Raw genomic sequence first — 26,922 nt, 5'->3', positions numbered from 1 at the left:
AAACAAAAACCAGCCTTTTCGCTACCGCTTATCAGCCAATGCGCCGGTGAGGGATTTTGTCGATATTTTCAAGCATTACGCCTGTACCGATCGCAACACAGTCCATTGGGTTTTCGGCTACAAATACAGGAACTTTCAATTCTTCTGCAAGAAGCTGGTCGATTCCGTGAAGAAGCGCTCCGCCACCTGTCAAAATAACACCGCGGTCAATAATATCCGCTGACAGCTCAGGCGGTGTTTTTTCCAGCACGTTTTTCGCAGCCTGAACAATGACAGAGATGGATTCACGAAGTGCGCCTTCGACTTCACCTGATGTAATCGTAATGGTGCGCGGCAGTCCGCTGACCATATCCCTTCCCCGAATCTCGAGCTCTTCATGACGCGAATCAGGAAAGACCGTAGCGATATTTACTTTAATATTTTCTGCAGTACGCTCACCAATAAGAAGCTTGTACTCTTTTTTAACATAGTTTAAGATGTCTGCGTCAAATTGATCGCCTGCCATTTTGATTGATGAAGAAGTGACAATGTCCCCCATAGAAAGGACCGCTACGTCTGTTGTTCCGCCGCCGATATCTACGACCATATTGCCGCTGGGCTGAAAAATGTCCATTCCGGCTCCGATTGCTGCCACTTTCGGTTCTTCTTCAAGGAACACCTTTTTTCCGCCGCTTTTTTCGGCTGCTTCACGGATCGCTTTTTGCTCAACACTCGTGATGTTTGTCGGGCAGCAGATTAAAATGCGCGGCTTGGATAAAAACCCTTTTACGTTCAGCTTGTTGATAAAATGCTTAAGCATCGCTTCTGTCACATCAAAATCCGCAATGACCCCATCTTTCAGCGGACGGATTGCAACGATGTTTCCAGGGGTTCTCCCGACCATATTGCGGGCCTCTTCACCTACAGCAAGCACCCGATTGGTATTTTTATCAATGGCTACAACGGACGGTTCGTTTAAAACAATTCCTTTTCCTTTAACATGAATCAGCAGGTTGGCTGTTCCGAGGTCAATCCCAATATCTTTAGCAAACATTTCTTGTCTTTTCTCCCTTCTACTCTACCCGTACATATGTATCGATCTATTTTCCTAAGCGCTTTGGATTCCGATCAGCTTATTTATGTATGGAATGCGTGACCAGATAAGGCTCACCGCATTATTGCATGTAAGCATAGTCCAATAAGTATATATTACCACAACAAAGACAAGAGGTCATGAACCAAACAAATGTTTGATTCATAACCTCTTATCCCTTGTACTTTTGTTTTGTAGCTTGCCCGCCCCTAAGATGCCTTATCGATTTATGATAGTCGAGAATAATTTTTACTTCGTTGGCTAATGCCGGATTTAGCTCAGGCAGTCGCTCGGTCAGATCCTTGTGCACGGTGCTTTTAGATACACCAAAGGTTTTGGCAGTGACGCGTACGGTTTGTCTCGTCTCCACTATATGCTTTCCAACCAAGAGCGTTCTCTCCCTGATGTAGTCGTGCACTGCTCCGGCCTCCCACAGGGGATCAATCCAGGGGAGTGACCCCCTCCATTTGTCCCATTATATGCAGGGTGGTGACACAGGTATGCTTGATTTTTTCAGTTAATTTAAATCGTTTTCAAAGAATGTCTGGATACCTTTTTGGATGCGCAAAAAGACCGTATAATCCTTTAGGATTATACGGCCCTGCTGTGAATTATTCTGCAAATGAAACCGGATTTACTGCTACACCATCTTTATATACTTCAAAGTGAAGATGTGTGCCAGCTTCTGTGTTTAATTCACTTACACCAGCTTTAGCAATTGGCTGTGCTTGCTTTACCTGATCTCCAACTTGTACAGAGATGTCTTTAATTGCACTGTACTTTGTTACAAGACCGTCCGCATGCTGAATTTCCACTAAATTACCGACAAATGGGTCTTCCTGTACCAGTGTAACTTCGCCGCTTGACGCAGCCGTTACATCAAACTCTTTTCCATCCTGAACAATGTCAATTCCAAGATTGGTTGAGTAGCTTTGATTCACAACAACAAGTGATTCCTGCTGTTCCTCGGCAGATGCATCCTGATCATAAAAAGAACGATGAATTGTGATTGCAGATGGATCTACGACCGGCATTGCCATTTTTTCCGTTGGCTGATTAACTTCTGTTACTTCACCGTCTGATTCCTGAACCCAGTCGGTACGGTTCTGGTTTGTTGAAAATTCCTCTGTGACTGTTGCTACTTCTTTATCACCAGGACTTTGCAGCACAAAAACGGTGGACACTACAACTGCTGCACATGCCAGATATAAGACAGGCAGCGACCAGCGCTTTTTCATAAAACCTTTCAAGTTTGATTTTAGGGTAGAATTGTTTTTGTCTCCCTGACTCATTTTCATCACCTCAGCAACCATTTTGAACGGTTAAAGGAAATTCTATACATTGTCACAAAATTTTTCTTAAAAAAGTGTATCTCCGTGATACAATCCACTAGAATAACTTTCATTGAGAGGATAAGCTGCATGAAAAATTGGGTGAAGATTTTTTTTACCGCTCTGCCTTTTCTTTATATGAGTTTGATCTGGTTCCTTTCGAACCGGCCTTCGGATACGGTCTTTGCCTTACAGAATGAATCGCTTGATTTATTTATAAAAGAATCTCTGCATTTAGTGGAATTCGGGATTCTCCATTTTCTTTTTATTATTGCCTTGCTCGCCCACGGAAAACTGACCACTGCCACACACACTGCTGCAGCCGTTTTTGCCGCTTTTTACGGTCTCCTGGATGAAATTCATCAGGCGTTCGTTCCATCGCGCTCAGCGACGGTGATAGATGCAATTAAGGACTTAATGGGAGTAATTATCGTGTATGTGGTGATTCAGCGCGCTTATTTTTCCAAGAAGAATGGATGGGTGGCAAAAAGGCTCCAGGGATTTGAAATGTGGTTTAAAGCAAATTAAAAAGATCAAGCATTGGGCGCTTGATCTTTTTTTATTACCTCTGTGCAAGCAAGGAGGGAAGGACCGTTTCAACAGACGCAATTTCCACCCCTTTAAAATAGTGAGTTACGATCTCTCCGTAGGTTTTTCCTTCCTTCGCCATGCCGTTGGCTCCATACTGGCTCATTCCTACCCCGTGGCCATAGCCTTTCGTTTGGATAATGATAGAGTCCCCTTGCTGTGTCCAATGAAAATCAGTTGATCTTAGCCCGAGTTTTTCCCGAATATCTCTGCCGGTAAAGGTCTGCCCTGCAATGTCCACCGTTTTCACACGATGACCTGGCGTCCGTTCCATGACCGTTCCGATTTCTCCCTTGCTTAGCGTAATCCCGAGCTTTTCTTCAAATTCGCTTACCGGAATGGTGACTTCATGTAAAAATTCAGGTGCCACCGATTCATCCCAGCTGCTTTCAACTGATTGCAAATAAGGGATGTCTTCTGTCCAGTAGTCTTTAGCATTTTCAGTCCAGCCGTTGCTGGTAGAGAAGAAAGACGCTGTAATCGGCTTGCCGTCATATGTCAGTACTTCTCCTTTTGTAGCTGAGACTGCTTCAGCAATCTTTTCTTTTTTCCATTCAAACTCATCCGACCAGAGACTTTTTAGTTCTTTATCGTTTTTAAATACTTGATGAGCGGTAGTATCGGTAATGTCTGCTTTTTCCGGCAACCCTTCTGCACCGCCAGCTGCTATCAGGCGTGTTACATAGGTTCTTGCAGCGAGCGCCTGAGCTTTCAGCGCCTCTTCTTCAAAGGAAGCTGGCATTTCGCTTGCCACAACTCCTGCTACATATGTTTCAAGCTCGAACTCTTCTACTGTTCCTGACTGATCTCTGAAAACAGAAACGGTCAGTTCAGAGGAAACTGGAGCATTTTCATTTTCTTTCACTTCGGTGTCCTCCGTTTGTTCACTTGTTTTTTGTTCCTTCGACGAAAATGGGAGAAGGATTACAGCTGGGATAAGTAGCAGGATGATCATGTACGAAATTGGTATGATCCATAGCGGCTTCTGTTTCTTCAAATAACTCCCTCCTTGACATTTCTTACTCATGAAACTCTATGCGTACGGGAAAATTATAGAACACGAGACAAGCAGTCAAATAGAAGAGAAAATTATTCACTTTTATACGACTCCCAGCAGAAAAATAATAGGCTTTCAAACTAAAAAGCAGTATACACACGATGATACGTGTATATACTGCTAATAAGATTACGAGTATAATTGAGCATGCTATGAAAAAAATAGGATAAGTTCTTATGCTCGAACTGCTTCTTCTTCTTTTACTTGCACTTCTTCATTGATGCGTTCTACATCTGCACCAAGTGAGACAAGTTTTTCATGGAAATTAACATATCCACGATCCAAATGCTTCAGTTCTGTTACCTGTGTATAGCCGTCAGAAACAAGACCAGCCAAAATCAGTGCAGCGCCTGCACGCAAATCCGTTGCAGCTACTTCAGCTCCCTGAAGATCGCTAGGTCCTTTCATAATGACAGAACGTCCTTCTATTTTAACATTTGCATTCATGCGTCGGAATTCTTCCACATGCATAAAGCGATTTTCAAATACGGTTTCTGTAATCATTCCTGTGCCCTGCGCCCGAAGCATAAGAGCCATCATTTGGGACTGCATATCCGTTGGGAATCCAGGATGCGGCATCGTTTTAATATCGACTGATCTTAAATTGGGCTGTCCAATTACACGAAGGCCTTCATCTTCTTCTTCAACCGATACACCCATCTCTTTGAGTTTAGCTGTAACGGATGCAAGATGTTCAGGCACCGCGTTTTCAATCAGCACATTACCGTTTGTAATAGCCGCAGCAATCATGAATGTCCCTGCTTCAATACGGTCAGGAATAATATTGTGAACTGCTCCTGTCAGGTGGCTTACCCCTTCAATACGGATGGTATCTGTACCTGCGCCTTTAATTTTAGCGCCCATCTTATTCATGTAGTTTGCCATATCAACGATTTCCGGTTCTTTCGCACAATTTTCAATCGTGGTTGTACCCTCAGCCAGCGTTGCAGCAGCCATAATGTTTTCAGTTGCACCTACACTTGGAAAATCAAGATATATTTTAGCACCTTGCAGACGTCCGTCTACTTTTGCTTCAATAAATCCATTTCCTACTGTAACCTGAGCACCCATTGCTTCAAAGCCCTTAAGATGAAGATCGATGGGACGAGAACCGATTGCACAGCCTCCAGGAAGCGCTACACGAGCATGGCCGTTTCGTGCTAATAGAGGACCCATTACCTGAACGGAAGCACGCATTTTACGAACGTATTCGAAAGGCGCCTCTACTTCCAGCTGTTCCTGAGCATCCACGACAATTTTGTTTTCATCCGCAGAGTATTCCACGTCCGCATTCAAATGACGCAAAACCTCGTTGATCGTATTTACATCCGACAAAGCCGGTACATCTAAAAGTGTGCTTTTTCCTTCGCTTGCAAGTAAAGCTGCTGCGAGAATAGGAAGGACTGCATTTTTCGCTCCTTCTACTTTAACTGTTCCTTGCAGCGCATTTCCGCCGCGTACGATAATTTTATCCAATTGATTTCCCCTCCGCGTCTTAATTCTGTACTATTATTCATATTCAACATTAGCGGCTAAAGTGAAAATTGGTCGTCTTTTCCTTGTAGCCTGTCATTTTCTATTGGCAAGGTTGCAAGCAATCAATACATTTCATATACAAGTTATCTTGTAGTTTATAAAACTAAAACATCACAAATCATATCACTTTGAAACTCTTTAATACAAGAGAAAAAAGTCACGTCTTGCCTAAATACGTCGAAAATGACTGTCGAATTTTCACCGGGTTGTTTTATCCGCCCCGGTTTAAAACTCTCCACATCAATGCAATACATGAAATCTCTTATATATAGAGAGCTTCAATTTCTGATGAATTTTGTAATGACCCAATGGTTGAGTATTCCACCCATAGATAAAAATAAACCATTAAAGCATAATTTAATAGTGCAAAACAACACTTTTTACTTAAAAAATCAAATTTTTAAAATGAAAGAGCTTTCATTGTTCACAATTTATCTTTTACCATATATAAGGCAGCTGCTGTGCCCAGCTCGAATATGAAAGAAAAAAGTCTGCTACACTTGAACCGATTGCTACACTGAGTAAAATAAGCAAAACCCTGGCCTGCATGACTTTATTGACCCTGAGTGCCTTGTCAATCCGAAGCGCCTGAAGTGACCAAAAAGCTAATGCGATAAACGTTAAATGAATAATCATGCTCACTAAAGCCTGCTGTCCAAAAACATCCACTGGAATTTCCCCCTGTCACAATTTAAATAATACAAGATGCCTTCTCCTTCTTTTGGCTTGTTTCAAAGATGAGGGCAAATGTACCTTTTTAAAAATAAAAATACCGGCTCCATCCGAAAAGCCCATTGGCTGAATCCGGAATAAAGAGCCGGTATTGGAATACTGCTTGACATGCAACTGGAAGTGGTTCTCCTTATTGGGAAGAGCCAACTCTCTCTTAACTTTTTTTACCGATCATGCTGGTGTACTTCAATCCGGTTCATCGCACGACGAAGTGCCAATTCAGCTCGTTTGAAGTCAATGTTATCCTGGTTTGCTTGAAGGTTTTTCTCAGCACGCTGCTTCGCTTCCTTCGCACGTTCAACGTCAATCTGGTCTGCCGGCTCTGCAGCTTGAGCAAGGATGGTTACCTGCTCAGGACGAACTTCCAGGAAGCCGCCTGTTACAGCTACATAATCCGTGTGTCCTTCTCTTTTAAGTCGGACAGCACCAATTTCAAGCGGCGCAACCATTGGGATGTGCCCTGGTAAAATGCCAAGTTCACCGCTTTGAGCTTTTGTGCTTACCATTTCCACATCAGACTCGTACACAGGGCCATCGGGAGTGACAATACTGACTTTAACGGTCTTCATTTTTTCCCCTCCTGGTCCCTAATTATACCTCTACGCCCATTTTCTTCGCAGCTTCGATAACCTCTTCAATGCGTCCCACCAGACGGAATGCATCTTCAGGAAGGTGATCATATTTACCGTCAAGAATAGCTCTAAAACCAGAGATTGTTTCAGCTACTGGTACGTAAGAACCTTTTTGACCTGTAAATTGTTCTGCTACGTGGAAGTTTTGAGATAAGAAGAATTGAATACGGCGTGCACGGGACACGATCTGTTTATCTTCATCTTGAAGCTCATCCATTCCAAGGATTGCAATAATATCCTGAAGTTCTTTATAGCGCTGAAGTGTCTGCTGCACTTCACGTGCAATTGCGTAATGCTCTTCTCCAACGATTTCAGGTGACAATGCACGTGAAGTTGAAGCAAGTGGATCCACCGCAGGATAAATACCCATTTCTGAAAGCTTACGCTCAAGGTTTGTCGTAGCATCCAAGTGGGCAAATGTCGTTGCAGGAGCCGGATCTGTATAGTCATCGGCTGGTACGTAGATCGCTTGAATCGATGTAACAGAACCGACATTTGTAGATGTGATGCGCTCTTGCAGCTGACCCATTTCTGTAGCAAGTGTCGGCTGGTAACCAACGGCTGATGGCATACGGCCAAGAAGTGCCGATACCTCTGAACCTGCTTGAGTGAAACGGAAGATGTTATCGATGAAAAGAAGAACGTCCTGTCCTTGCTCATCACGGAAATACTCAGCCATTGTCAAACCGGAAAGGGCAACACGCATACGTGCACCAGGCGGCTCATTCATCTGGCCAAATACCATGGCTGTCTTTTTAATAACGCCAGAATCCGTCATCTCATGGAAAAGGTCATTTCCTTCACGTGTACGCTCTCCTACACCGGCGAAAACAGAGATCCCGCCGTGCTCTTGAGCGATATTGTTGATCAATTCCTGAATCAGTACGGTTTTTCCAACACCGGCTCCTCCGAAGAGACCGATCTTTCCACCCTTGATATATGGAGCCAGAAGGTCTACAACCTTGATTCCTGTCTCAAGAATTTCCGTATCAGTTGAAAGCTGTTCAAATGTTGGTGCCAAACGGTGAATCGGGTCGCGACGGGTTGTCGGCGCCAATTCCTCCGCTAAGTCGATTGCTTCTCCCAGTACGTTGAAAACACGTCCAAGTGTTACATCTCCTACCGGTACAGAGATCGGAGAACCAAGGTCAGTAACCTCAGCTCCACGCGTTACTCCATCTGTAGAGGACATCGCAATCGTACGAACTGCGTCATCACCAAGGTGAAGCGCAACTTCTAACGTAAGCGTCACATCGCCTTTGGCACCGACAGGCACCGTTAAAGCGTTAAAAATATCAGGCAGCTGGCCGTTATCGAACTTTACATCGATAACCGGACCCATTACCTTTTGAACGCGTCCTTTATTCATGTTTTTCCCTCCTAGCTTGCTATTTTATTAACGTATGGTTAAACGGAGGCGGGGTTGCCCTGATATCACAAGTACAATTTCCATATGAACAAACTGCGTTCATAAGGCCTTCATGCCTTATGCTTGCCGGGGCTGATCGGCCGCCTTCGCTTTTCTATTGTCCAGCTCCGGCGGCCAACCCCTCGAGGTCGTAAGTCATGACGTCCATGTGAACAAACTGCGTTCACAAGGCCTTCATGCCTTACGCTTGTCGGGGCTGATCGGCCGCCTTCGCTTTTCTGATTATTCCAGTGCGGCTGCTCCGCCGACGATTTCTGTGATTTCCTGTGTAATCGCGGCTTGACGTGCACGGTTGTAGGATAGAGATAACGAGTCGATTAGCTCTTTCGCATTATCAGTTGCACTTCTCATTGCTGTCATACGCGCAGCGTGCTCACTCGCTTTTCCGTCAAGCAGCGCCCCATAGATCAGGCTTTCTGCATATTGAGGCAAAAGCACTTCAAGAATAGCTTCAGCAGAAGGTTCAAACTCATAGGATGTCAGCTTGTTGGAAACAGAGGCTACATCTGTAAGAGGGAGAACTTTTCTTTCCGTTACTTCCTGAGAGATTGCACTGACAAAGTGATTGTAATACATATAAAGCTCGTCAAACGCTCCATCTGCATACAAGCCTACTGCCTTGCTTGTAATTTCCTTGATGTCAGCAAAGATTGGCTGATCTGGTAATCCAAGGATGCTATCGATAATGTTAACCTCTTTTTTCGCAAAAAAGTCGCGGCCTACACGGCCTACAGTCATGACCACATACTCATCTGTGCTTGTATGGCGGCTTTGGATTGCATTATAAGCAGCGCGCAAAACGTTTGAATTGTAAGCGCCGGCAAGTCCTCTATCCGATGTAATCACCAGGTAAGCAGTTTTTGAAACAGGGCGGGATACAAGCATTGGATGCGTTGCATCTTTCGCTCCTACAGCGATGGATGCTACTACTTCTTCTACTTTCTCCATGTAAGGGACGAATGCTTTAGCGTTCGACTCTGCACGGCTCAGCTTGGAAGCAGATACCATCTCCATAGCCTTTGTGATCTGACTGGTCTTTTTAGTCGATGTAATCCGGTTTTTTATATCGCGTAACGATGCCATTGGTTCTCACCACCCTTTTGGTTAAAAATGTGGATCCAGTGAGTTCTCACCGATCAACATGGTTTCTTTTATTGCCGCTTAGCGAGTTCGCTTACTCACTTTTCGCAAACGTCTTTTTGAATCCGTTGATTGCCGCTACCATTGCCTCGTCTTCAGGAAGACCATGAGTAGTGCGGATTTGATCCAACAAGTCAGTGTGGTTTGAATCCAACCAGCTGAGGAACTCGTTTTCAAAACGGCGAATATCTTTTACAGGAATGTCATCCAGGTGTCCGCGTGTTAATGAGTAAAGAATCATAACCTGCTTTTCAACCTTTAGCGGTTTATTCAAGTCCTGCTTCAGTACTTCAACTGTACGCGCACCCCGGTTAAGCTTTCCTTGTGTTGCTTTATCAAGGTCTGAACCAAACTGAGCAAATGCTTCAAGTTCACGGTAAGCAGCAAGGTCAAGACGCAGTGTACCGGAAACTTTTTTCATTGCTTTAATTTGAGCGGAACCACCAACACGTGATACAGAAAGACCGGCATTGATCGCTGGACGAACACCCGAGAAGAATAAATCAGACTGAAGGAAGATCTGTCCATCAGTAATTGAGATAACGTTTGTTGGGATATAAGCTGAAATATCGCCCGCCTGTGTCTCAACGAATGGAAGAGCTGTAATTGAACCTGATCCAAGTGTTTCGTTTAATTTTGCTGCACGCTCAAGCAAACGGCTGTGCACATAGAATACGTCACCAGGGTATGCTTCACGACCTGGAGGACGGCGTAGAAGTAGGGAAAGCTCACGGTAAGCAGCTGCCTGTTTAGAAAGATCGTCATATACAACAAGAACATGCTTGCCGTCTAACATGAAATCTTCAGCCATTGTGATTCCTGTGTATGGAGCAAGGTACAGCAATGGAGAAGGCTGAGATGCAGATGCTGTTACAACGATCGAGTAGTCAAGTGCTCCATGCTTACGAAGCGTTTCAACTGTTCCGCGGACCGTTGATTCTTTTTGACCGATGGCTACATAAATACAAACCATGTCCTGGTCTTTTTGATTTAGAATTGTATCGATGGCAACAGACGTTTTACCTGTCTGACGGTCACCGATAATCAGCTCACGCTGGCCACGGCCGATCGGCACAAGAGCATCGATTGCTTTAATGCCTGTTTGTAGCGGTTCGTGAACAGATTTACGCGCCATAACACCAGGTGCCGGGCTCTCGATTGGACGAGATTTTGATGTTGAAATTGGTCCCATTCCATCCACTGGCTGTCCAAGTGGATTTACTACACGTCCGATTAGCTCAGGGCCAACCGGAACTTCCATGATACGGCCTGTACGACGAACTTCATCGCCTTCTTTGATATCACGGTATGGTCCAAGAATAATAATACCAACATTATTTTCTTCCAGGTTTTGCGCCATACCCATAACACCATTGGAGAATTCAACAAGCTCTCCAGCCATGACGTTATCAAGGCCATGAGCACGGGCAATACCATCACCGATTTCGATAACGGTACCAACCTCTGTTACTTGAATGTCCGATTGATAGTTCTCAATCTGCTGTTTGATCAGCGCACTGATTTCTTCAGCTTTGATGCTCATGAATGTCACCCCTCATTTAGTGGATCTTATCGCTTTAATTCACGCTCTAAGCGGTTCAGCTTACTGCGCAGGGTTCCGTCAAAAATACGGTTTCCGATGCGGACTCGCATGCCGCCAAGCAGCGTTGGATCTACAATATTGTGAATTTGCAAGCTTTGTTTGCCTACTCTTTGTGCAAATGCCTGTGAGATGGACGCTTTGTCCGTTTCACTAAGCTTTGTGGCAGAGTGTACATGTGCTACTGCTGTTCCTCGGTTTGCCAGGGAAAGTTCAATAAACGCATCCGCCATAGGTGCGATTTCAGTTTCGCGGCGGCGGTCGATTAACATCGACAGTGTATTAACGACGTTGTGGGAAAGTCCGCTGAACGATTGATGAACAAGCTGTTTTTTTTGTTCTTTTGTTAATTTTGGAGATTGAAGGAGCAGGATGTAGTCAGGATTGTCACTTAGAACCTGCTGTACGGTACGCAGTTCAGACTCCACTGTTTCTACTTGTCCGTGCTGATTCGCAAGCTCAAAAAGAGCCTGGGCATAACGATTTGCGACTGTTGATTTGCTCATCGCAGATCGCCTGCCTTCGCAATTGTCTCATTGATCAGCTGCTGCTGTTCTTCAAGAGTCAATTCTTTCTCAATCACTTTCGATGCTACTAAGACAGATAAGGTAGCCACTTGCTCGCGAAGTGCGGCAACTGCCTGATCTTTTTCCGTCTCAATTTCACGAAGCGCGGTTTGTTTCAAACGCTCTGATTCTGCACGAGCTGCAGTAATGATCTCTTCGCGCTGAACGTCTCCTTGCTTTCGTGCATTTTCAATTAATTCCTGTGCGTCCTGACGCGCCTCTTTTAAAAGCTGACGCTGTTCTTCAAGCTGTTGTTTTGCTTCAACACGACTTTTTTCAGCCGCTTCAATTTCGCCTGCAATGTGATCTTCACGCTGCTTCATGATGCCCATTAATGGACCCCATGCGAATTTCTTTAGAAGAGCCATTAAGATAATGAACATTAACAATTGGAAAGCTATATCTCCGCCGTTAAAGCCCTCACCTGCTCCCAGAATAAATGCATCAAGTGTGAACACGCCCGTTTCACTCCCTTCAAGAGTCAATCATTATACGATGTATGGTCTATCTTTCTTTCTATTAAGAAAGATTATAGTCTGACTAAGATAAGAATTTTGCAGATAGGAGCGAGCCTTTTCCGCTGACTTCATGATGAAGGCGAAGAAAAGTTCTTCGCCTTTTGGATATTCTTACGTCTGTCGGACCTAATCGCCCGCTTCCGCTTTAATTAATTATTGACCTTGTACGATAAACGCGATTACTACAGCGATGATCGGAACGGCCTCAACTAGTGCTACCCCGATAAACATTGTAGTTTGAAGCATACCGCGTGCTTCTGGCTGGCGTGCGATACCTTCTACTGTTTTTGATACGATCATTCCGTTACCGATACCTGCACCTAGTGCTGCTAAACCTACTGCTAATGCTGCTGCTAAAAGACCAATTGAACCTGTCATTTGGGTAAATCCTCCTTGTATTGGATAGTAGTTTTTTTAAAAATTCATGTTTGTTCAGCGGACTGAACAGGTATTATATTTAATGGTCATGACTCACCTTGTGCGCCATATAAACCATCGTTAACATAACAAAGATAAATGCCTGAATTCCTCCGATAAAGACTGAGAACGCAAGCCAGGCAAGCGTTGGGACGGAAGCTGCGATCCAGCCGACGGCTCCGGTAGCTGCCAAACTTCCTGCAAGAAGTCCAAGTAGGATCTCACCTGCATAAATGTTACCGTAAAGACGCAAACCAAGTGTTAATGTGTTTGCGAATTCTTCAATGAGCTTCAGCGGGAAAAGGAAACCCATGGGGCGGAAAAAGTCTTTTCCGTATTCCTTGAAACCCTTCATTTTTATGCCGTAATAGTGCGTAAGCGCAATTACCATTACAGCAAGAGTCAATGTGATAACCGGATCAGCGGTTGGCGACTTCCACCATAATTCATGGTTGTACGTGATGGCAAACGGCAGTCCCAAAAAGTTGGAAATGGCCACATACATCAATAATGTAATCCCAAGAATATGAAAGCTCCCACCTGTTTTCCAATCCATATTGCTCTTGATAATGTTTCGTACAAAATCCATGATCCACTCCATGAAATTTTGCATTCCAGTCGGCTTCATTGCGAGTGCTCTTGTCGAAAGAACTGCGATAAGGAACACGATTGCACTTGCAACTGTCACCATTAGAATATTGGAGAGATTAAAGGTCAGCCCCAAAAAATCAACCAATGGCGCTTCATGATTCATTTATTTCACCTCTCTTCCCGCTTCTTATGTAGGATAATTTGCTGCCAAAAATAATCTATCATAATGACGAAATAAACCATCATTAATCCAAAGACAGTGGAAATCAAATGAATGAATTCCGGAAACTCCAGGGCGATTAACACCGCGATTCCTGCTGAGGCCATGCGAGAAAACGTCCCAAGTGAACGCACTTTTTTCCCTTCGTCAATGGCACGGTCAAACCGCTCCATTCTTTTTCGGATCAGCCAAAGATTAAAAAGGCTGAGAGAAGTTCCCAGGATAAGTCCGAGAAATACTTCCGGATACGGGGTAAAGCCCCATCCGAGAACGAAGATGGATAGCAAGTAAAATATGTACTTGGTATACCGTTGGAAATGCTGTTTAAGGTCAGGCATTCGACTACTCTCCTGAATAGAAATGATTTACTGTGCGAAGCATGGCGTAAATTCCAGTGGAAAGTCCAAGGAGCAGGCCAATAATCAAAAACAGCGGTTCTGTGTTCCATTTCTGATCCAACCACCTTCCGGCGAAAAGACCGACCAGCATGGAACCAGCTAGTTGTGACAGAATGGCAGAATACAATGCCATCGCTTGGTACGGACGTCTTTGATGACGCATAGGCGCATCCTCACAATCTGAGAATGGAATCGGGGTTCGGGTAAAATAGCATCTTTAAAAGAAGCGATATTCCGTTTCTCTAAAAGACTATGAAAACCTTATCATTATACCCTTTAAAAGCATACAATAGGCACTATTGTATGTCAACGAGTACTCGACAAAAAGTAGACACGATCACAAATGGAAGTTCAGCTGTTCACATTTTGGACAAAACGCACTTTAACTCACTAAAGGGGCCTGGCCCCTTTAGTAAGATGAAGGTGTAAAAAGCACTGTAAAATAAGGGTTTTTATGATGATCTATCTTCTCAGTAAACGATGGCTCCCGGAAGCTTTCTTCTTTTTATAGCAGCGAATAAATGGAAAAAAACACCTCTGAATGATTACCATTCAGAGGTGTTTTCAGCTTACTTTTCGACAGTAAACGGAGCGGGACGTTCGTGCAGCTGGTTAAAGTGAAAACGGATGGCTTCTGCGATTCTTTTAGAAGCATGACCGTCACCATATGGATTTGAGGCTTTTGACATTTTTTCATGGGCTTTTGAATCTGTCACAAGCTCTTTTGCCATACTGTAAATCTGTTCTTCTTCGATACCCGCGAGCTTAAGCGTACCGGCATCAATCCCCTCAGGGCGTTCGGTTGTATCGCGCAGCACGAGCACAGGCACACCGAGTGAAGGGGCTTCTTCCTGCACTCCACCTGAATCAGTCAGGATCAAGTATGCTTTTGAAGCGAAGTTATGAAAATCAATCACATCAAGTGGTTCAATCAAATGAATCCGATTGTCTCCCCCTAAGATCTCCTGTGCAATTTCCCGTACAGCAGGATTCATATGAACCGGGTAAACAACTTGTACATCTTCATGCTCATCTACAATCCGCTTAATGGCTCTGAACATATTTTTCATTGGCTCACCAAGGTTTTCGCGGCGGTGGGCTGTTAGCAGAATCAAGCGGTCTTCCCCAAGGTTTGTCAGGATTTCGCTTGTGTAGTCTTTTTGAACCGTCGTAGAAAGAGCGTCGATCGCTGTATTTCCTGTTACAAATATGCTGGATTCCGGCTTGTTTTCACGCACCAGATTTTCTGCAGACTGATCTGTAGGAGAGAAATGAAGATCAGCCATAACACCCGTAAGCTGGCGGTTCATCTCTTCCGGAAACGGAGAGTATTTATTCCATGTACGGAGTCCTGCTTCCACATGACCGACTGCAATTTGATTATAAAATGCAGTAAGGCTTGCCACAAATGTGGTGGTGGTGTCGCCATGGACTAACACCATATCCGGTTTGGTTTCCTTCATCACACGATCCAGCCCTTCAAGGCCTCTCGTCGTAACATCTATAAGCGTTTGGCGGTCTTTCATGATATTGAGATCATGATCCGGGGTAATATCAAAAATGTCCATAACCTGGTCCAGCATTTGGCGGTGCTGTGCTGTAACCGTCACAATCGGTTCAAAAAACTCGCTCTGCTTTTTTAACTCAAGAACAAGAGGCGCCATTTTAATTGCCTCAGGCCTTGTCCCAAAAATCGTCATCACTTTAATTCGCTTTGACATACATGCTCCTCCTTTAGTGAATTAACGCACAAAAAGGGCCAGACCCCTTCTGTGCGTTAATGTGTCAAACAATCACTTAGTACCGAATAAGCGGTCGCCGGCATCGCCGAGTCCAGGGACGATGTAGCCTTTTTCGTTCAGTTTTTCATCGAGAGCTGCGATATAGATATCGACATCTTCATGCTCTTTCTGAATTTCTTCGACGCCTTCTGGTGCTGCTACGAGGCAAAGGAACTTTATGTTTTTCGCTCCGCGCTTTTTAAGAGAGTTGATCGCTTCAACAGCCGATCCTCCTGTCGCAAGCATCGGGTCAACTAAAATAAAATCGCGTTCTTCCACGTCTGATGGCAGCTTCACGTAGTACTCAATCGGTTTTAATGTTTCAGGATCCCGGTACAGGCCGACGTGACCAACTTTTGCAGCCGGGATCAGCTTTAGAATTCCGTCCACCATGCCAATGCCTGCGCGAAGAATCGGAACGATGGCCAGCTTCTTGCCGGAAAGAACTTTTCCTTTCGCTTCGCTTACAGGTGTGTGAATATCTGTTTCTTCTAAAGGAAGATCACGTGTAATTTCAAATGCCATAAGTGTAGCGACTTCGTCTACAAGCTCACGAAATTCTTTTGTACCGGTTTTTTCATCGCGGATGTGCGTTAATTTATGCTGAATTAATGGATGTTCAAAAACATACACTTTTCCCACTGCTGCCACTCCTTTTATGTACTCTGTATTTTCACTTCTATTTATTATAAAACAAATCCTTACGAAAGTTACCATACTTCTTGCTAATTGACAAGATATCGCCTAAATTCAGGAGAATACCGCGCGAACTGACAGTGGTGCGGCCAAGCCTCTTTTGAAACAAAAAAGAGCGTCCTCACGAATCAGCTTTCTTGTTCGCGAGGACACTCCCTTTCTATTTTTAATTCTATATTTGCTTATTCATAGAGAGCAAAACGGCTAGTGATGGCTTCAACGTGCTGTGATGCTTCTTGAAGCTTCGCTTCATCTTCGTGGTTTTTCAAAGCAAATGCAATGATTGATGCGATTTCTTCCATTTCAGCCTCTTTAAATCCGCGTGATGTAACAGCTGGCGTTCCAATTCGGATTCCGCTTGTTACAAACGGACTTTCCGGATCAAATGGAATCGTATTTTTGTTTACAGTAATGCCGACATCGTCCAGTACTTTTTCCGCAATTTTCCCAGTCAGTTCAAGAGATCGCAGGTTTACTAGCACCAAATGGTTGTCTGTTCCGTCTGACACAATGTCGATGCCTTCTTTTTTGAAAGCTTCTGCCATCGCCTGCGCATTTCGGATGATTTGCTTAGAGTACTCTTTAAATGACGGCTGGAGCACTTCGCCGAATGCTACTGCTTTTGCTGCGATGACATGCATAAGAGGTCCGCCCTGAACACCCGGGAAGATCGACTTATCAATTTTCTTTGCAAATTCCTCTTTACATAAAATCAAGCCCCCGCGAGGCCCGCGAAGTGTTTTATGAGTAGTTGTGGTGACAAAGTGCGCATGCGGCACCGGGCTCGGGTGGTCCCCTGTTGCAACCAGGCCGGCAATATGAGCCATGTCCACCATCAGGTACGCGCCAACTTCATCTGCAATTTCACGGAATTTCGCGAAATCAAGTGTTCTCGAGTATGCACTGGCACCTGCTACAATCAGCTTTGGTTTGTTTTCAAGTGCTTTTTGGCGGACGTCTTCATAATCCACCCGCTCATCTTTTTCAGAGACCCCGTACTCAACAAAATTGTAGAGCTGTCCACTAAAGTTTACTGGACTTCCGTGCGTTAAATGACCACCGTGAGATAGATTCATCCCTAAAACGGTATCTCCCGGCTCAAGAATCGTAAAATAAACCGCCATATTGGCTTGTGCTCCGGAGTGAGGCTGAACATTTGCATGCTCTGCGCCAAAAATTTCTTTTGCACGGTCTCTTGCCAGGTTTTCGGCAACATCGACGTGCTCACAGCCTCCGTAGTAGCGGCGGCCTGGATAGCCTTCAGCGTATTTATTTGTTAAAACCGATCCTTGCGCTTCCATGACTGCTTCACTTACAAAATTTTCAGAAGCGATCAACTCTATTTTCGTGCGCTGACGCTTCAGTTCATTTTGCATCGCTTCAAACAATGCTTGATCCTGCTGTTGAATCTTACTCATTGTATGTGTTCCCCCTCATGTCCTCGGGACGGTTCCCGTCATTGGTCAAAAATCATCTTCATCTTATCATGTTTTTGATAGAGGGGAAATAGATTTCGAGAAAGGCGTGGAGGATGAAAGATTCATAGACTCTTTCCCAACAAGCAATTGGAGAGCACTGATTATAAATAAAAAACCTGTCCCTGCTGCAGGAAGTCCGTACAGCAGGGACAGGTCATGATTATTCGTATACGGCTCTTACGCCGCCAATCAGCTTCGGACGGGTTCTTGCGAGTGTTACGTGCGCTTCGCCGAGGGTGCGCTCTGAGACGCGAACAGGTACCGCTACGTGTTTTAAGTGCATACCGATAAAGGTGTCTCCAATATCAATTCCACCGTGAGCCTGAACATGCTCCACCATTACCGCATCCTGCATGTTCTTGAATGCATAAGAAGCCATCGCACCGCCAGCCTGCCTGACCGGAATAACCGTTACTTCATCATAGCCCAGAGATTCCGCAGTATTTCTTTCCATCACCAGGGACCGGTTTATATGCTCACATCCTTGAAATGCCAAATGAATACCGGTATCTTCTGCGAACCTTGTGAGTTCTGTATATAATAAGGAAGCGACATCATCTGTTCCGGATGTGCCGATTTTTTTCCCAATGACTTCTGAGGTGGAGCAGCCTACCACAAATAATTGGCCTGGTTTCAGCTGCGCCTGCTGCTGGTATTCGAATAAAATCGTGTTCAATTGCTCTTGCAAAGGAACCCCTCATTTCATTTAGAGTGTTGATTCGTAAGTGGCGATTTTGCCGATTCTTGTCTGGTGTCTGCCGCCTTCAAAATCTGCAGACAGCCAGATTTTCGCGATTTCCCTTGCCAAACCGGGGCCAATGACACGCTCGCCCATCGACAGCATATTGGTATCGTTATGCTCGCGTGTAGCCTTTGCGCTAAAAGTATCATGAACAAGTGCACAGCGGATTCCCTTTACTTTGTTGGCTGCAATGCTCATGCCAATGCCTGTGCCACAGATGAGGATTCCCCGGTCAAATTCACCGGCTGCCACTTTTTTTGCCACCGGAAGAGCGTAATCGGGATAATCCACGGACCCTTCACAGTCGCACCCAAAGTCCTCATACGCTATTCCCAATTCGTCCAGCACTTCAGCAATTTCCTTTTTTAAATTCACGCCGCCGTGATCTGATGCCAGTGCAACTTTCATCAAAAATCCCTCCTCTGCCTTAAAAACCCTGCGTTTGTTTTTCTATATTATCAACCAGACCGTCCATCAGCCTGTTGAGTTCTTCATAGGTTGCCCTGTACATATCAAGAGATCCGCCAAAAGGATCTGAAATATCCAGCCCTCTTCCTCCTGCGAATTCTTTCAGGGTGAAAATCCGATCCATCGCAAAAGGAAATTGATCGACCAGCATTGCTTTATGTGCACTAGTCATTGCAAAAACATAGTCTGCCCAGTGAACATCTGCCTGCGAAACGATTTGCGACCGATGGTTGTGAACAATGCCGTTTTCGTCCAATACATCCTTCGTTTGCTGGGAAGCCTGTCCGCCTTCCATTGCAAACAACCCTGCTGAACGCACGTCAATGGAGTCAAGCTTTTTATGTTTTAAAATGGCTTCGGCCATGGGGCTTCTGCATGTATTTCCAGTGCAAACAAATAAAATATTCATGGTTTTTCCTCCCGTGCAATGGCTTGCGATATAGCACTTCATTTGCTATCCATTATATCACAAAACCGGTGCCATTTCGCTTATTTAAACTGACTATTGAACTTGCTCCATTCAGGTTAGCGCCGCCATTGTAGATGCATTAAGCCCATGTTTTACTAGCATTGCCAGATTGGGATTCGCTAATCAGAAGCAGTCTCCACAAAAATACATACAGGATCTTAATCAGCCATTCGATCACATCTACCTTCTCATTTTGCGCTATACGAATGAAACTTCACCTCTAATTAAAAATCACTTATTTAAGCTTAACACTGTAAAATCTCATCGCTCTTGGGACCCCTTCTATTTCAAATCGTCCGCTCATGATTAAATGTCTCAGCCGGTATTCAATATACTCGTCGCCGATATACTGGTCTAAATGTCCGTACACTTCTCCGATCAGCCTGGCAGATTTAACAAATTCATCTTTTTGCAGCTTTTCAGCTTTATGAATAATCATCTGATCGTAGTAAGCTTCATCTACACTTTTGATTTCATGGCAGTTCCAGATTCTCAGCACTTCTTCAGAAGAGGCTAATTGCATCCACTCCTCTTCATAATGGCTGCGTTGCCTCTTGTTCAAAGGATGAATATGAGCGTTTGCATCAACGAGCTTCGTTAATTTTTCCGGGATCAACTCACCAGTATGCAGCGGAACGTACCCAGTGTCTGACGAAAGCAGGTGACTTGTCGTATCTACTAGAAAAATTTCATTCTTTTGCTCTCTTAACAAATACAGGACATATCGCAAGCCGGTTTGTTCATGTGCGTTTTCCCCTGCCCATATTTTAACTGCTGTTTCTTCGGGAATCGATCGTATTCTAGAGACTGTTTGGGTAAAACGGGACACGTAATTATCCAAATACTCTTCATCTGCTAGGAGATGATTGAGTATCCATTTATGTCTTTGTTCTATGCCTTCTTTTTCATGCAAATGCCAAATCGGACCAATGGAGAACAGATCGTCTACTGAGAGTACGTGTTCTTTTTCCTGCGCACCTTTCTCCTGCAAGATCCTTTTCACGCTGCCTGCTGCTGCGTCGCCAAATAAAATATGTACGGTTTCGGCCTTTTTTAAACGGTTTAGTTGGTTATCCCGATCGGCATGAATAAAAGCTTTGTACGTTTTATTCAAATCTGCCACAAACTGTTTTTCTGTATATTGATCTGTTTCCTCAAGCATATTGAGCCGGATAAATGTTTGAAACAACATCGCTTTCACCTCTTTTTCAGAAGCATCCCGGATTATTCTTTTTAGTTTATCCATCAAGTGTTTTCCTCCTCCACTCAGAAAAAACAGCTTGGGACAAAAGTGTCTCAAGCTCTTTGACCGGTTCCGCTGCGCTTCAGGCGGACGCTTTTTAGCAGGGACGGCGCTGAGCCTTTTCACGGCCTCCCCCTGTAAAGGCTCAGCTTGCCGTCATTTCCTGCAGGAGTCCCCACCTTCCGCTTTGCTCACCTACTACTAGTAATAAATATATCCTCTTTTTTAAAACTTTTTTGGGTTTTGTCCCAGCCTCTTTTCGACATTTAAAAATAGATGATGAGCATTACGATCAGACTGACAACGGTATATAAGACGAGACCGTAAAATATTCCACCTAAATAAGCATTATGTTTATTATCCTCCTGTACTTTTCCAACCGAAGCACTTGCTTGGAAGGTCGCTATTCTTGATAAGAAACCTCCGCTCCCGCTGAAAAAGAAAAAAAATACAGTCAGACCTAAACCGATAAAGAAACTCCATTCCCCATATGAAAAGGGTACCAGGGTGCTTGCTGCCCATACGATCAATCCAACTGCCACTGCTGTAATCAGTGACCAGGTAATTGTTTTTTTCATGCCTGCACCCCTTTTATCCTTCACTTGTTTCTTCTATTAATTCAGCATATTTACTTTCTTGCCGGATGACGCAGGAGCCTTGCCGCTGCTTTCGCGGATCAACAGCTTAGTTGGTATAACGATTTTTTTAGCAATCTGCCTTTTGGTAGAAATCTGATCGAGCAATAAATCCAATGCGGATTCACCCATAAACTCTGTGTGGACCTGTACAGTTGTGAGCGAGGGCTGTAAATATTTGGACATTTCAATATCGTTAAAGCCAATTATAGAGGCTTGCTCCGGCACTTTGACCCCCTGTTCATGCAACGCTCTCATTGCTCCGATCGCCATGGAATCACTGCCTAATATAAACGCTGTTGGACCATTTTCCAGCTTGAGCGCTTCCTTCGTTAAGGTATAGCCGTCCTCTGCAGTGAATTTCCCGGTCCAAATGAACGACGGGTTGAATTTTTGATGGAGAGTTAAGTACTCAATAAAGGTGGTTTCCCGCTCATCATGAATGGGCCTGTTTTCCTGCAGATATTCGTGTCCGCCAATGTATCCGATCCGGTCATGGCCAAACTGAATTAAATGCTCCAACACATTAATCATGGCTTTTCGGAAATCCACCACAACTGAATCCAGCTCATCAGTGGGTGAAAAATCTACTGCCACGATCTTGTCGCTCCATGTTTTAAAATACTGGATGTCTTCCGGACTGAACTTGCCAATCGCGATTAGCCCATCCAATTCATCCTGCTTGCTCATTCGGAAAGGCTGATCATTTTTGTAAAGCTTTACGAGGTCGACGCCTCGATCAAACCCCGCTTTTTCCACTCCAAGACGAATCGAAAGATAGTAGGGGTCTTCGCGCTCCTGCTCTTCGGAGTACCAGTAAATTAAGCCGATTTTCGCTTTTTTCCTTTTGCCCTGGACGTTTTTTCTTTTTATCGTCCGGTAATTTAATTCCTGCGCGATCGAATTGATCCGTTCTCTCGTTTCGTTAGTGACCGAAAGACTTTCATCCTCACTTAATACACGTGAAACAGTTGCCAGTGAAACACCTGCTCTTAAAGCTATATCTTTTAATGTTGCCATTTGCATACCCACCCGCCTGTTATTTGACCGTGAACGTACCCGTCGGTTTTCCTATCGCCAACATCAGCCAGCGAATCCATCCTGCTGATTTATATCATGTGCTAGATGAAAGGGATCCGCAAGGTAATCGCTTACATAATTCTATATTTTAGTAAAATAAAGTTCTCTCTAATAAACATTTTACTAAAAGAGCAGTCAAATGTCCAAAAAAATTCTAGCTGCTGCTAATTAGCTCTCTTACCGTACTCTTCGTTTTTCAAATTCATCTTATCAGCACAACCTGTTTTTAATGTATCTTCACCGCCATGGGAAAATCTGTTAAAATACAGGACAAGTACCTGCCCAAGAAAGGATTGGTTCGATGAAAAAACCCCTATCCATATTTCTGCTCAGTCTTGCTGCGGTTATAGCTGCCGGGGTCGTATATTTTGAGGCAAAACTTTTTAATGTGAAAGAGAAGGTGATGGAGCAAAACCCTGAAATTACGAGTGTCCAATCGATTGCGGTTTTGGGCGGCTGGGGTGAATGGTTCTCGGAATACTCTCTAGTAGTTGTTCAGGATCGGGAGACCGTTCGGGTGTGGACAAATGGGGACGGGAAACTAACAGATCAGCTGCCATTGTAAACTTCAGGAAACCGTTTCGTTTTTGCTGGACGAAGGCGAAACGGTTGTATTGGACTGTTTGTCTTTAATTTTCACAATCACTAAAATGACACTTCACTTTACGTATTCCTCACGCAGCATGCTCATCATTATTTCATCTGAGTATTCGTTATGCAGTAATATTGATTGTCTTAGGCGTCCCTCTATTTTAAATCCAGCTTTTTCATACGATTTGATCCCACGGAGATTGTGAGAATAGACTTCGAGCTGCAGGCGGTTTAAATTGAGTTTTTCAAACGCAAAATGCAGGGCGAGTGAAAGAGCCTCTGTTCCGTAGCCCTTGTTGAAGAACTCAGCCTGGTGGAGGGCAATTCTAAAGCCTGCTTTTTTATTTTCTTCACAGATATCCATAATGGACATATCCCCTATTAAACGGTCTGTATCTTTGAGGCAAATAGAAAAATCATGGCGCGTTTTGTCATGCAGTGTGCGGTTGTAATGGGCTTCGACATGCTCCATTGTAAAGTGCTTTGTTGTACCGGTCATGTAACGAATTTCGTCATTTTGCGTTGCCCGATGCATACTTTCAAGATCTTCTTTTTTTAAAGGTCTTAAATATATCTTTTTTCCGTTCACGGTGATTGCTCCTTTCTTAGCTGAGGTGATTTAAAAAAGAGAACAGAAAAGATCTGTTCTCTACATTTTCAGCGGCCGCTTAGCGTTTCAATAAATCGGGTAAACGCCTGTTGTCCTTCCCAGTCCCGCTTAAACACACCTGCATCTTCGAGGACTCTTGAAAAAACGATGCCAACATGTTTCCGCAAAACGTCCTGGATGTTCTCAGATGAGAGATTTTTTTCTACTGCCGCGATTTTTTTTGCCCAGTCAAGATGCTTTGCCGTCCGCTCATCTTCCCCTGCCTTATCGAGATTTCCTTCAACAAGGTAATTCCCAAGGACGGTCAGTTCTTCTTTTAATCTGCCAGGAAGAACGGCAAGGCCCATTACTTCAATCAGGCCAATGTTTTCTTTTTTGATGTGATGAACGTCTTGATGCGGATGAAAGATGCCAAATGGATGTTCTTCACTCGTACGATTATTTCGAAGAACGAGGTCCAGTTCGAATTTTCCGTTTCGCATACGCGCGATTGGAGTGATCGTATTATGAGGCTGCCCGTCCGACTCCGCATAGACGCCAACGGCTTCATCACTGTGTGCCTTCCATGTGTGCAAGATCAAATCTGCCATCTCGAGCAGGCGATCCTTGCTTTTTCCGCTTAATCGAATGACGGACATGGGCCATTTCACCGCACCTGCATTTACGTCTTCAAAGCCATCAATTTTATACTCTTTTTCAACTAGTGCCAGTGCCATTGGAAAGTCATGCTGCCCTCCCTGGAAATGATCATGGCTTAAGATTGAGCCCCCGACAATCGGCAAATCTGCATTGGAGCCCACAAAATAATGCGGAAACTGCTCCACAAATCCAAGCAGCCGGCTAAATCCGCTTTTAGAAATGCTCATGGGACGATGCTCGGAGGAGAATATGATGGCATGCTCGTTATAATACACATAAGGCGAATACTGCATAAACCAGCTTTCTTCTCCAAGATTTACAGGCATAATCCGGTGGTTATGGCGGGCGGGATGATTCACCCGTCCGGCGTAGCCCACGTTTTCCTTGCACAGCAGACAAAGCGGATAGCTGATCGCTTTTGCTTTTTTTTCTGCCTCAATCGTGGTCGGATCCTTTTCGGGCTTGGACAAATTGATCGTGATTTCAAGATCCCCGTATTCTGTTTCGCTGTACCAGTGCTCATTTTTTGCAATTCTGTCAGTGCGGATGTAATTTACCTGCTTGGACATGGAGTAAAAATAATCCGTAGCCTCAGCAGGCGAGGATCGGTACCGCTGTTGAAAGGCTTTCGCCGTCTCAGAAGGACGGGGCATAAAGCAATCCATTAAAGCGGCATCAAGCTGATCCTTTTCCGTAATGGTCGAAATATTTAAATCCTGCTGCTGCGACGCCCACTCTACGATGTTATTCAGAATCTCAACCGGGTAGTCAAGTGCTTCCTCCGGGGTTTCCACCTGTTCCATCGCATCTAAATGCAAAAGATTCAGCAGCCGGTTTCGAACATAGTCTGAGTCTAAAGGCTCGATTAGTTTCTTTTGCAAACCGAATTGAAGCAATCTCTCCAGCTGAATGAAAATAAACACAGGGTTCCCTCCTCTACGGTTTTAATTGCCTGCTTTGTAGCCCTCAGGATGCGCCTGATGCCAATTCCACGCGCTCTGAATAATATCCTGAAGCTCCGGAATTTTAGGCGACCATCCTAGCTCCTGTTCCGCTTTTGCAGAAGAAGCGACAAGCATGGCAGGATCTCCTGCTCTTCTTTTTTCGATTGCAGCGGGTATGCTATGTCCTGTTACTGCACGGGCCGCCTCAATCACTTCCATCACACTGAAGCCTTTTCCGTTGCCAAGATTATAAACGGCCGCTTGTTCAGGAAGGTTTCCAAGCTTTTCAATCGCAAGAAGATGTGCTTCCACCAAATCCGCTACATGAATATAATCGCGGATGCATGTGCCGTCCGGTGTTGGGTAATCATTGCCAAACACACTGATTTTTTCTCGCTGGCCAAGCGCTACCTGAAGAACAATCGGAATCAAATGGGTTTCCGGATCATGGTCTTCTCCCCGTTCTCCCTCAGGATCTGCTCCTGCCACATTAAAATAACGCAGGGAAATCGAGTGGATTCCGTAAGCGTCCGCTGACCATTTCAGCATTTTTTCAATTGCGAGCTTCGTTTCACCGTATGGATTTGTCGGCACGGTCGGAACCTTTTCTTCAATAATAGAAGATTCCGGCTCGCCATAGGTCGCTGCCGTTGATGAAAACACGATCTTCTTCACTTCATGCCGGTTCATGGCCTGCAAAAGAGAGATTGCCCCTCCAACATTGTTGTCATAATATTTTAGCGGGTCTGTCACGCTCTCACCAACTAACGAGTTTGCAGCAAAGTGAATGACAGCATCAATCTTATGAGCCTCAAACACCTGGTCAAGAAAAGCACTATCGCGAAGATCACCTGAATAAAAAGGCACTTCCGGGTCAACAGCTCCCTCGTGTCCTGTCTGCAGACTATCGAGCACAACAACCTTTTCCTGCCTGCGTTTTAATGCGAGTACGGCATGGCTGCCAATGTAGCCTGCTCCGCCTGTTACGAGGATTGTCATGATTCATCCTCTCCTTTCAGCTTTTTAACTTCTTCATGCCATTGCAAATTGATCTCTCGAATAATTTTCAAATCACATTTGGGCTTTCGGTCGTAGGTTAGTATGCCGTTGATCTCCTGCTCGACATCCGTCAGCTGGGTATAGCAATAGCCATGCAACGCCGAAGCATCCGAAACCGGTTCAAGCCAGACCGGCTGCCAAATGCCGGTTGTATTGGTATACCAGATCGATTCAATCTCTTCTTTCCAAAACTGCTTTCCGCGGGGAATGGTTTCATCACGAGATGGATCCTCCGCCCGCACAACAATTGAAGCCTGCCGATCGTTTAGTGCATGAGTAATATCAAACGAAAAAGAAGTATGCCCCCCTCCATGCTCTCCTGCGAGCTGCCCATTCACAAACACTTTAGCTCTATAATCGACTGCACCAAAATGAAGGATGATTTGCTTACTGCCCCATTTCTTTGGAACTTCAATCGTTCGCTCATACCAAACGACATCATGAAATTCCTGCTCATTAATTCCACTGAGCTCTGTTTGAAAAGCAAAGGGCACATTGATTTTTCTCGTCAGCGCAGAAGGATTTTGGTACCAGCGTTCCTTCATCCCAATATTTTTGTCATCAAATGCAAAGTTCCATTTCCCATTCAGGCCGTGCCACTCTTTTCACTGAAGCTGTGGACGAGGATATTCTGTTCGCAGCATAAAAAACACTCCTTTT

Annotated in this window: 31 protein-coding genes; 2 read left to right on the top strand and 29 right to left on the bottom strand. The window is 44.5% G+C overall.

The genetic code is table 11. The features are described from left to right. Nucleotides 1–31: 31 nt before the first annotated feature. The 3 genes from ACQCT8_RS00575 to ACQCT8_RS00565 form a co-directional block, all read right to left on the bottom strand. On the bottom strand, nucleotides 32–1,033 hold the full coding sequence (locus ACQCT8_RS00575; protein WP_426867753.1) for a rod shape-determining protein: 1,002 nt from the start codon (nucleotides 1,031–1,033) through the stop codon (nucleotides 32–34). Between the two features lie 211 nt (nucleotides 1,034–1,244). Beyond that, nucleotides 1,245–1,490, bottom strand: a complete 246-nt coding sequence (spoIIID, locus tag ACQCT8_RS00570; protein ID WP_278239908.1) for a sporulation transcriptional regulator SpoIIID — start codon at nucleotides 1,488–1,490, stop codon at nucleotides 1,245–1,247. Nucleotides 1,491–1,683: 193 nt separating this feature from the next. After that, entirely contained in the window at nucleotides 1,684–2,364 is a 681-nt protein-coding gene (locus tag ACQCT8_RS00565) for a peptidoglycan DD-metalloendopeptidase family protein (RefSeq protein WP_426867752.1), read from the bottom strand. Between the two features lie 129 nt (nucleotides 2,365–2,493). On the opposite strand from ACQCT8_RS00565, the gene ACQCT8_RS00560 reads away from it, so the two are divergent. Beyond that, complete coding sequence (locus ACQCT8_RS00560; RefSeq protein ID WP_426867751.1) at nucleotides 2,494–2,931, top strand: VanZ family protein; 438 nt, start codon at nucleotides 2,494–2,496, stop codon at nucleotides 2,929–2,931. Between the two features lie 34 nt (nucleotides 2,932–2,965). Here ACQCT8_RS00560 and spoIID read toward each other — a convergent pair whose 3' ends face one another. The 22 genes from spoIID to ACQCT8_RS00450 all read right to left on the bottom strand — a co-directional run bounded on the left by spoIID (nucleotide 2,966) and on the right by ACQCT8_RS00450 (nucleotide 22,359). Then, nucleotides 2,966–3,988, bottom strand: coding sequence for a stage II sporulation protein D (gene spoIID, locus ACQCT8_RS00555; RefSeq protein WP_426867750.1), 1,023 nt, complete (start codon nucleotides 3,986–3,988; stop codon nucleotides 2,966–2,968). Nucleotides 3,989–4,222: 234 nt separating this feature from the next. Next, nucleotides 4,223–5,524, bottom strand: coding sequence for a UDP-N-acetylglucosamine 1-carboxyvinyltransferase (gene murA / locus ACQCT8_RS00550; protein WP_426867749.1), 1,302 nt, complete (start codon nucleotides 5,522–5,524; stop codon nucleotides 4,223–4,225). 498 nt (nucleotides 5,525–6,022) lie between these two features. Then, the gene (locus ACQCT8_RS00545; RefSeq protein WP_426868285.1) at nucleotides 6,023–6,220 is read right to left on the bottom strand and encodes a DUF1146 family protein; all 198 of its coding nucleotides are present in this window, start codon (nucleotides 6,218–6,220) and stop codon (nucleotides 6,023–6,025) included. 260 nt (nucleotides 6,221–6,480) lie between these two features. After that, nucleotides 6,481–6,885: a F0F1 ATP synthase subunit epsilon gene (locus ACQCT8_RS00540; protein WP_426867748.1), complete on the bottom strand. Its 405-nt coding sequence runs from the start codon at nucleotides 6,883–6,885 to the stop codon at nucleotides 6,481–6,483. A gap of 22 nt (nucleotides 6,886–6,907) precedes the next feature. Beyond that, nucleotides 6,908–8,317 (bottom strand): F0F1 ATP synthase subunit beta, encoded by a 1,410-nt coding sequence (gene atpD, locus ACQCT8_RS00535; protein WP_426867747.1) that lies wholly within the window; start codon nucleotides 8,315–8,317, stop codon nucleotides 6,908–6,910. Between the two features lie 282 nt (nucleotides 8,318–8,599). Continuing rightward, complete coding sequence (gene atpG, locus ACQCT8_RS00530) at nucleotides 8,600–9,460, bottom strand: ATP synthase F1 subunit gamma (protein ID WP_426867746.1); 861 nt, start codon at nucleotides 9,458–9,460, stop codon at nucleotides 8,600–8,602. Between the two features lie 91 nt (nucleotides 9,461–9,551). After that, complete coding sequence (gene atpA, locus ACQCT8_RS00525) at nucleotides 9,552–11,060, bottom strand: F0F1 ATP synthase subunit alpha (protein WP_426867745.1); 1,509 nt, start codon at nucleotides 11,058–11,060, stop codon at nucleotides 9,552–9,554. 26 nt (nucleotides 11,061–11,086) lie between these two features. Continuing rightward, nucleotides 11,087–11,623, bottom strand: a complete 537-nt coding sequence (locus ACQCT8_RS00520; RefSeq protein WP_426867744.1) for a F0F1 ATP synthase subunit delta — start codon at nucleotides 11,621–11,623, stop codon at nucleotides 11,087–11,089. Next, nucleotides 11,620–12,141, bottom strand: coding sequence for a F0F1 ATP synthase subunit B (gene atpF / locus ACQCT8_RS00515; RefSeq protein WP_278239898.1), 522 nt, complete (start codon nucleotides 12,139–12,141; stop codon nucleotides 11,620–11,622). The genes ACQCT8_RS00520 and atpF overlap by 4 nt, the downstream gene beginning before the upstream one ends. Nucleotides 12,142–12,354: 213 nt before the next feature. Further along, complete coding sequence (gene atpE / locus ACQCT8_RS00510) at nucleotides 12,355–12,567, bottom strand: F0F1 ATP synthase subunit C (RefSeq protein WP_039813889.1); 213 nt, start codon at nucleotides 12,565–12,567, stop codon at nucleotides 12,355–12,357. Nucleotides 12,568–12,658: 91 nt separating this feature from the next. After that, complete coding sequence (gene atpB / locus ACQCT8_RS00505) at nucleotides 12,659–13,372, bottom strand: F0F1 ATP synthase subunit A (RefSeq protein WP_426867743.1); 714 nt, start codon at nucleotides 13,370–13,372, stop codon at nucleotides 12,659–12,661. A gap of 5 nt (nucleotides 13,373–13,377) precedes the next feature. Further along, nucleotides 13,378–13,767, bottom strand: a complete 390-nt coding sequence (locus ACQCT8_RS00500; protein ID WP_426867742.1) for an ATP synthase subunit I — start codon at nucleotides 13,765–13,767, stop codon at nucleotides 13,378–13,380. Nucleotides 13,768–13,771: 4 nt separating this feature from the next. After that, nucleotides 13,772–13,990 carry an AtpZ/AtpI family protein gene (locus tag ACQCT8_RS00495; protein ID WP_041061730.1) on the bottom strand — a complete coding sequence of 73 codons (219 nt, stop codon included), beginning with the start codon at nucleotides 13,988–13,990 and terminating at the stop codon, nucleotides 13,772–13,774. A 406-nt stretch (nucleotides 13,991–14,396) separates the two neighbouring features. Next, on the bottom strand, nucleotides 14,397–15,548 hold the full coding sequence (gene wecB, locus ACQCT8_RS00490) for a non-hydrolyzing UDP-N-acetylglucosamine 2-epimerase (protein WP_426867741.1): 1,152 nt from the start codon (nucleotides 15,546–15,548) through the stop codon (nucleotides 14,397–14,399). 72 nt (nucleotides 15,549–15,620) lie between these two features. After that, nucleotides 15,621–16,250 (bottom strand): uracil phosphoribosyltransferase, encoded by a 630-nt coding sequence (gene upp, locus ACQCT8_RS00485; protein ID WP_426867740.1) that lies wholly within the window; start codon nucleotides 16,248–16,250, stop codon nucleotides 15,621–15,623. 236 nt (nucleotides 16,251–16,486) lie between these two features. Beyond that, nucleotides 16,487–17,722: a serine hydroxymethyltransferase gene (gene glyA / locus ACQCT8_RS00480; protein ID WP_426867739.1), complete on the bottom strand. Its 1,236-nt coding sequence runs from the start codon at nucleotides 17,720–17,722 to the stop codon at nucleotides 16,487–16,489. A 220-nt stretch (nucleotides 17,723–17,942) separates the two neighbouring features. Further along, nucleotides 17,943–18,470 (bottom strand): TIGR01440 family protein, encoded by a 528-nt coding sequence (locus ACQCT8_RS00475; protein WP_426867738.1) that lies wholly within the window; start codon nucleotides 18,468–18,470, stop codon nucleotides 17,943–17,945. A gap of 18 nt (nucleotides 18,471–18,488) precedes the next feature. Next, nucleotides 18,489–18,932: a ribose 5-phosphate isomerase B gene (gene rpiB / locus ACQCT8_RS00470; RefSeq protein ID WP_426867737.1), complete on the bottom strand. Its 444-nt coding sequence runs from the start codon at nucleotides 18,930–18,932 to the stop codon at nucleotides 18,489–18,491. A 19-nt stretch (nucleotides 18,933–18,951) separates the two neighbouring features. After that, nucleotides 18,952–19,401: a low molecular weight protein arginine phosphatase gene (locus ACQCT8_RS00465; protein ID WP_426867736.1), complete on the bottom strand. Its 450-nt coding sequence runs from the start codon at nucleotides 19,399–19,401 to the stop codon at nucleotides 18,952–18,954. 295 nt (nucleotides 19,402–19,696) lie between these two features. Continuing rightward, a complete protein-coding gene (locus ACQCT8_RS00460; RefSeq protein ID WP_426867735.1) occupies nucleotides 19,697–20,707 on the bottom strand; it encodes a DUF1835 domain-containing protein in 1,011 nt (336 codons plus the stop codon). A 263-nt stretch (nucleotides 20,708–20,970) separates the two neighbouring features. Then, nucleotides 20,971–21,282 carry a hypothetical protein gene (locus ACQCT8_RS00455; protein ID WP_426867734.1) on the bottom strand — a complete coding sequence of 104 codons (312 nt, stop codon included), beginning with the start codon at nucleotides 21,280–21,282 and terminating at the stop codon, nucleotides 20,971–20,973. 36 nt (nucleotides 21,283–21,318) lie between these two features. Beyond that, entirely contained in the window at nucleotides 21,319–22,359 is a 1,041-nt protein-coding gene (locus ACQCT8_RS00450) for a LacI family DNA-binding transcriptional regulator (RefSeq protein ID WP_426867733.1), read from the bottom strand. A 361-nt stretch (nucleotides 22,360–22,720) separates the two neighbouring features. Here ACQCT8_RS00450 and ACQCT8_RS00445 point away from each other — a divergent pair, with 361 nt between their 5' ends. Further along, the gene (locus ACQCT8_RS00445; protein ID WP_426867732.1) at nucleotides 22,721–22,984 is read left to right on the top strand and encodes a hypothetical protein; all 264 of its coding nucleotides are present in this window, start codon (nucleotides 22,721–22,723) and stop codon (nucleotides 22,982–22,984) included. Nucleotides 22,985–23,077: 93 nt separating this feature from the next. On the opposite strand, the gene ACQCT8_RS00440 is transcribed toward ACQCT8_RS00445, so the two are convergent. The 4 genes from ACQCT8_RS00440 to ACQCT8_RS00425 all read right to left on the bottom strand — a co-directional run bounded on the left by ACQCT8_RS00440 (nucleotide 23,078) and on the right by ACQCT8_RS00425 (nucleotide 26,852). Further along, nucleotides 23,078–23,605 carry a GNAT family N-acetyltransferase gene (locus ACQCT8_RS00440; protein WP_426868283.1) on the bottom strand — a complete coding sequence of 176 codons (528 nt, stop codon included), beginning with the start codon at nucleotides 23,603–23,605 and terminating at the stop codon, nucleotides 23,078–23,080. A 62-nt stretch (nucleotides 23,606–23,667) separates the two neighbouring features. Next, nucleotides 23,668–25,182 (bottom strand): UDP-glucose--hexose-1-phosphate uridylyltransferase, encoded by a 1,515-nt coding sequence (galT, locus tag ACQCT8_RS00435; RefSeq protein WP_426867731.1) that lies wholly within the window; start codon nucleotides 25,180–25,182, stop codon nucleotides 23,668–23,670. 21 nt (nucleotides 25,183–25,203) lie between these two features. Next, nucleotides 25,204–26,202: a UDP-glucose 4-epimerase GalE gene (galE, locus tag ACQCT8_RS00430; protein ID WP_426867730.1), complete on the bottom strand. Its 999-nt coding sequence runs from the start codon at nucleotides 26,200–26,202 to the stop codon at nucleotides 25,204–25,206. Then, complete coding sequence (locus ACQCT8_RS00425; protein WP_426868281.1) at nucleotides 26,199–26,852, bottom strand: sugar-binding domain-containing protein; 654 nt, start codon at nucleotides 26,850–26,852, stop codon at nucleotides 26,199–26,201. Before ACQCT8_RS00425 ends, galE begins: the two co-directional genes overlap by 4 nt. Nucleotides 26,853–26,922 lie beyond the last annotated feature (70 nt).

Origin of the sequence: Jeotgalibacillus proteolyticus, from assembly GCF_050107735.1 — a bacterium.
Taxonomy (GTDB): domain Bacteria; phylum Bacillota; class Bacilli; order Bacillales; family Jeotgalibacillaceae; genus Jeotgalibacillus; species Jeotgalibacillus proteolyticus_A.
This window is presented reverse-complemented; position numbering and strand designations above follow the sequence as displayed.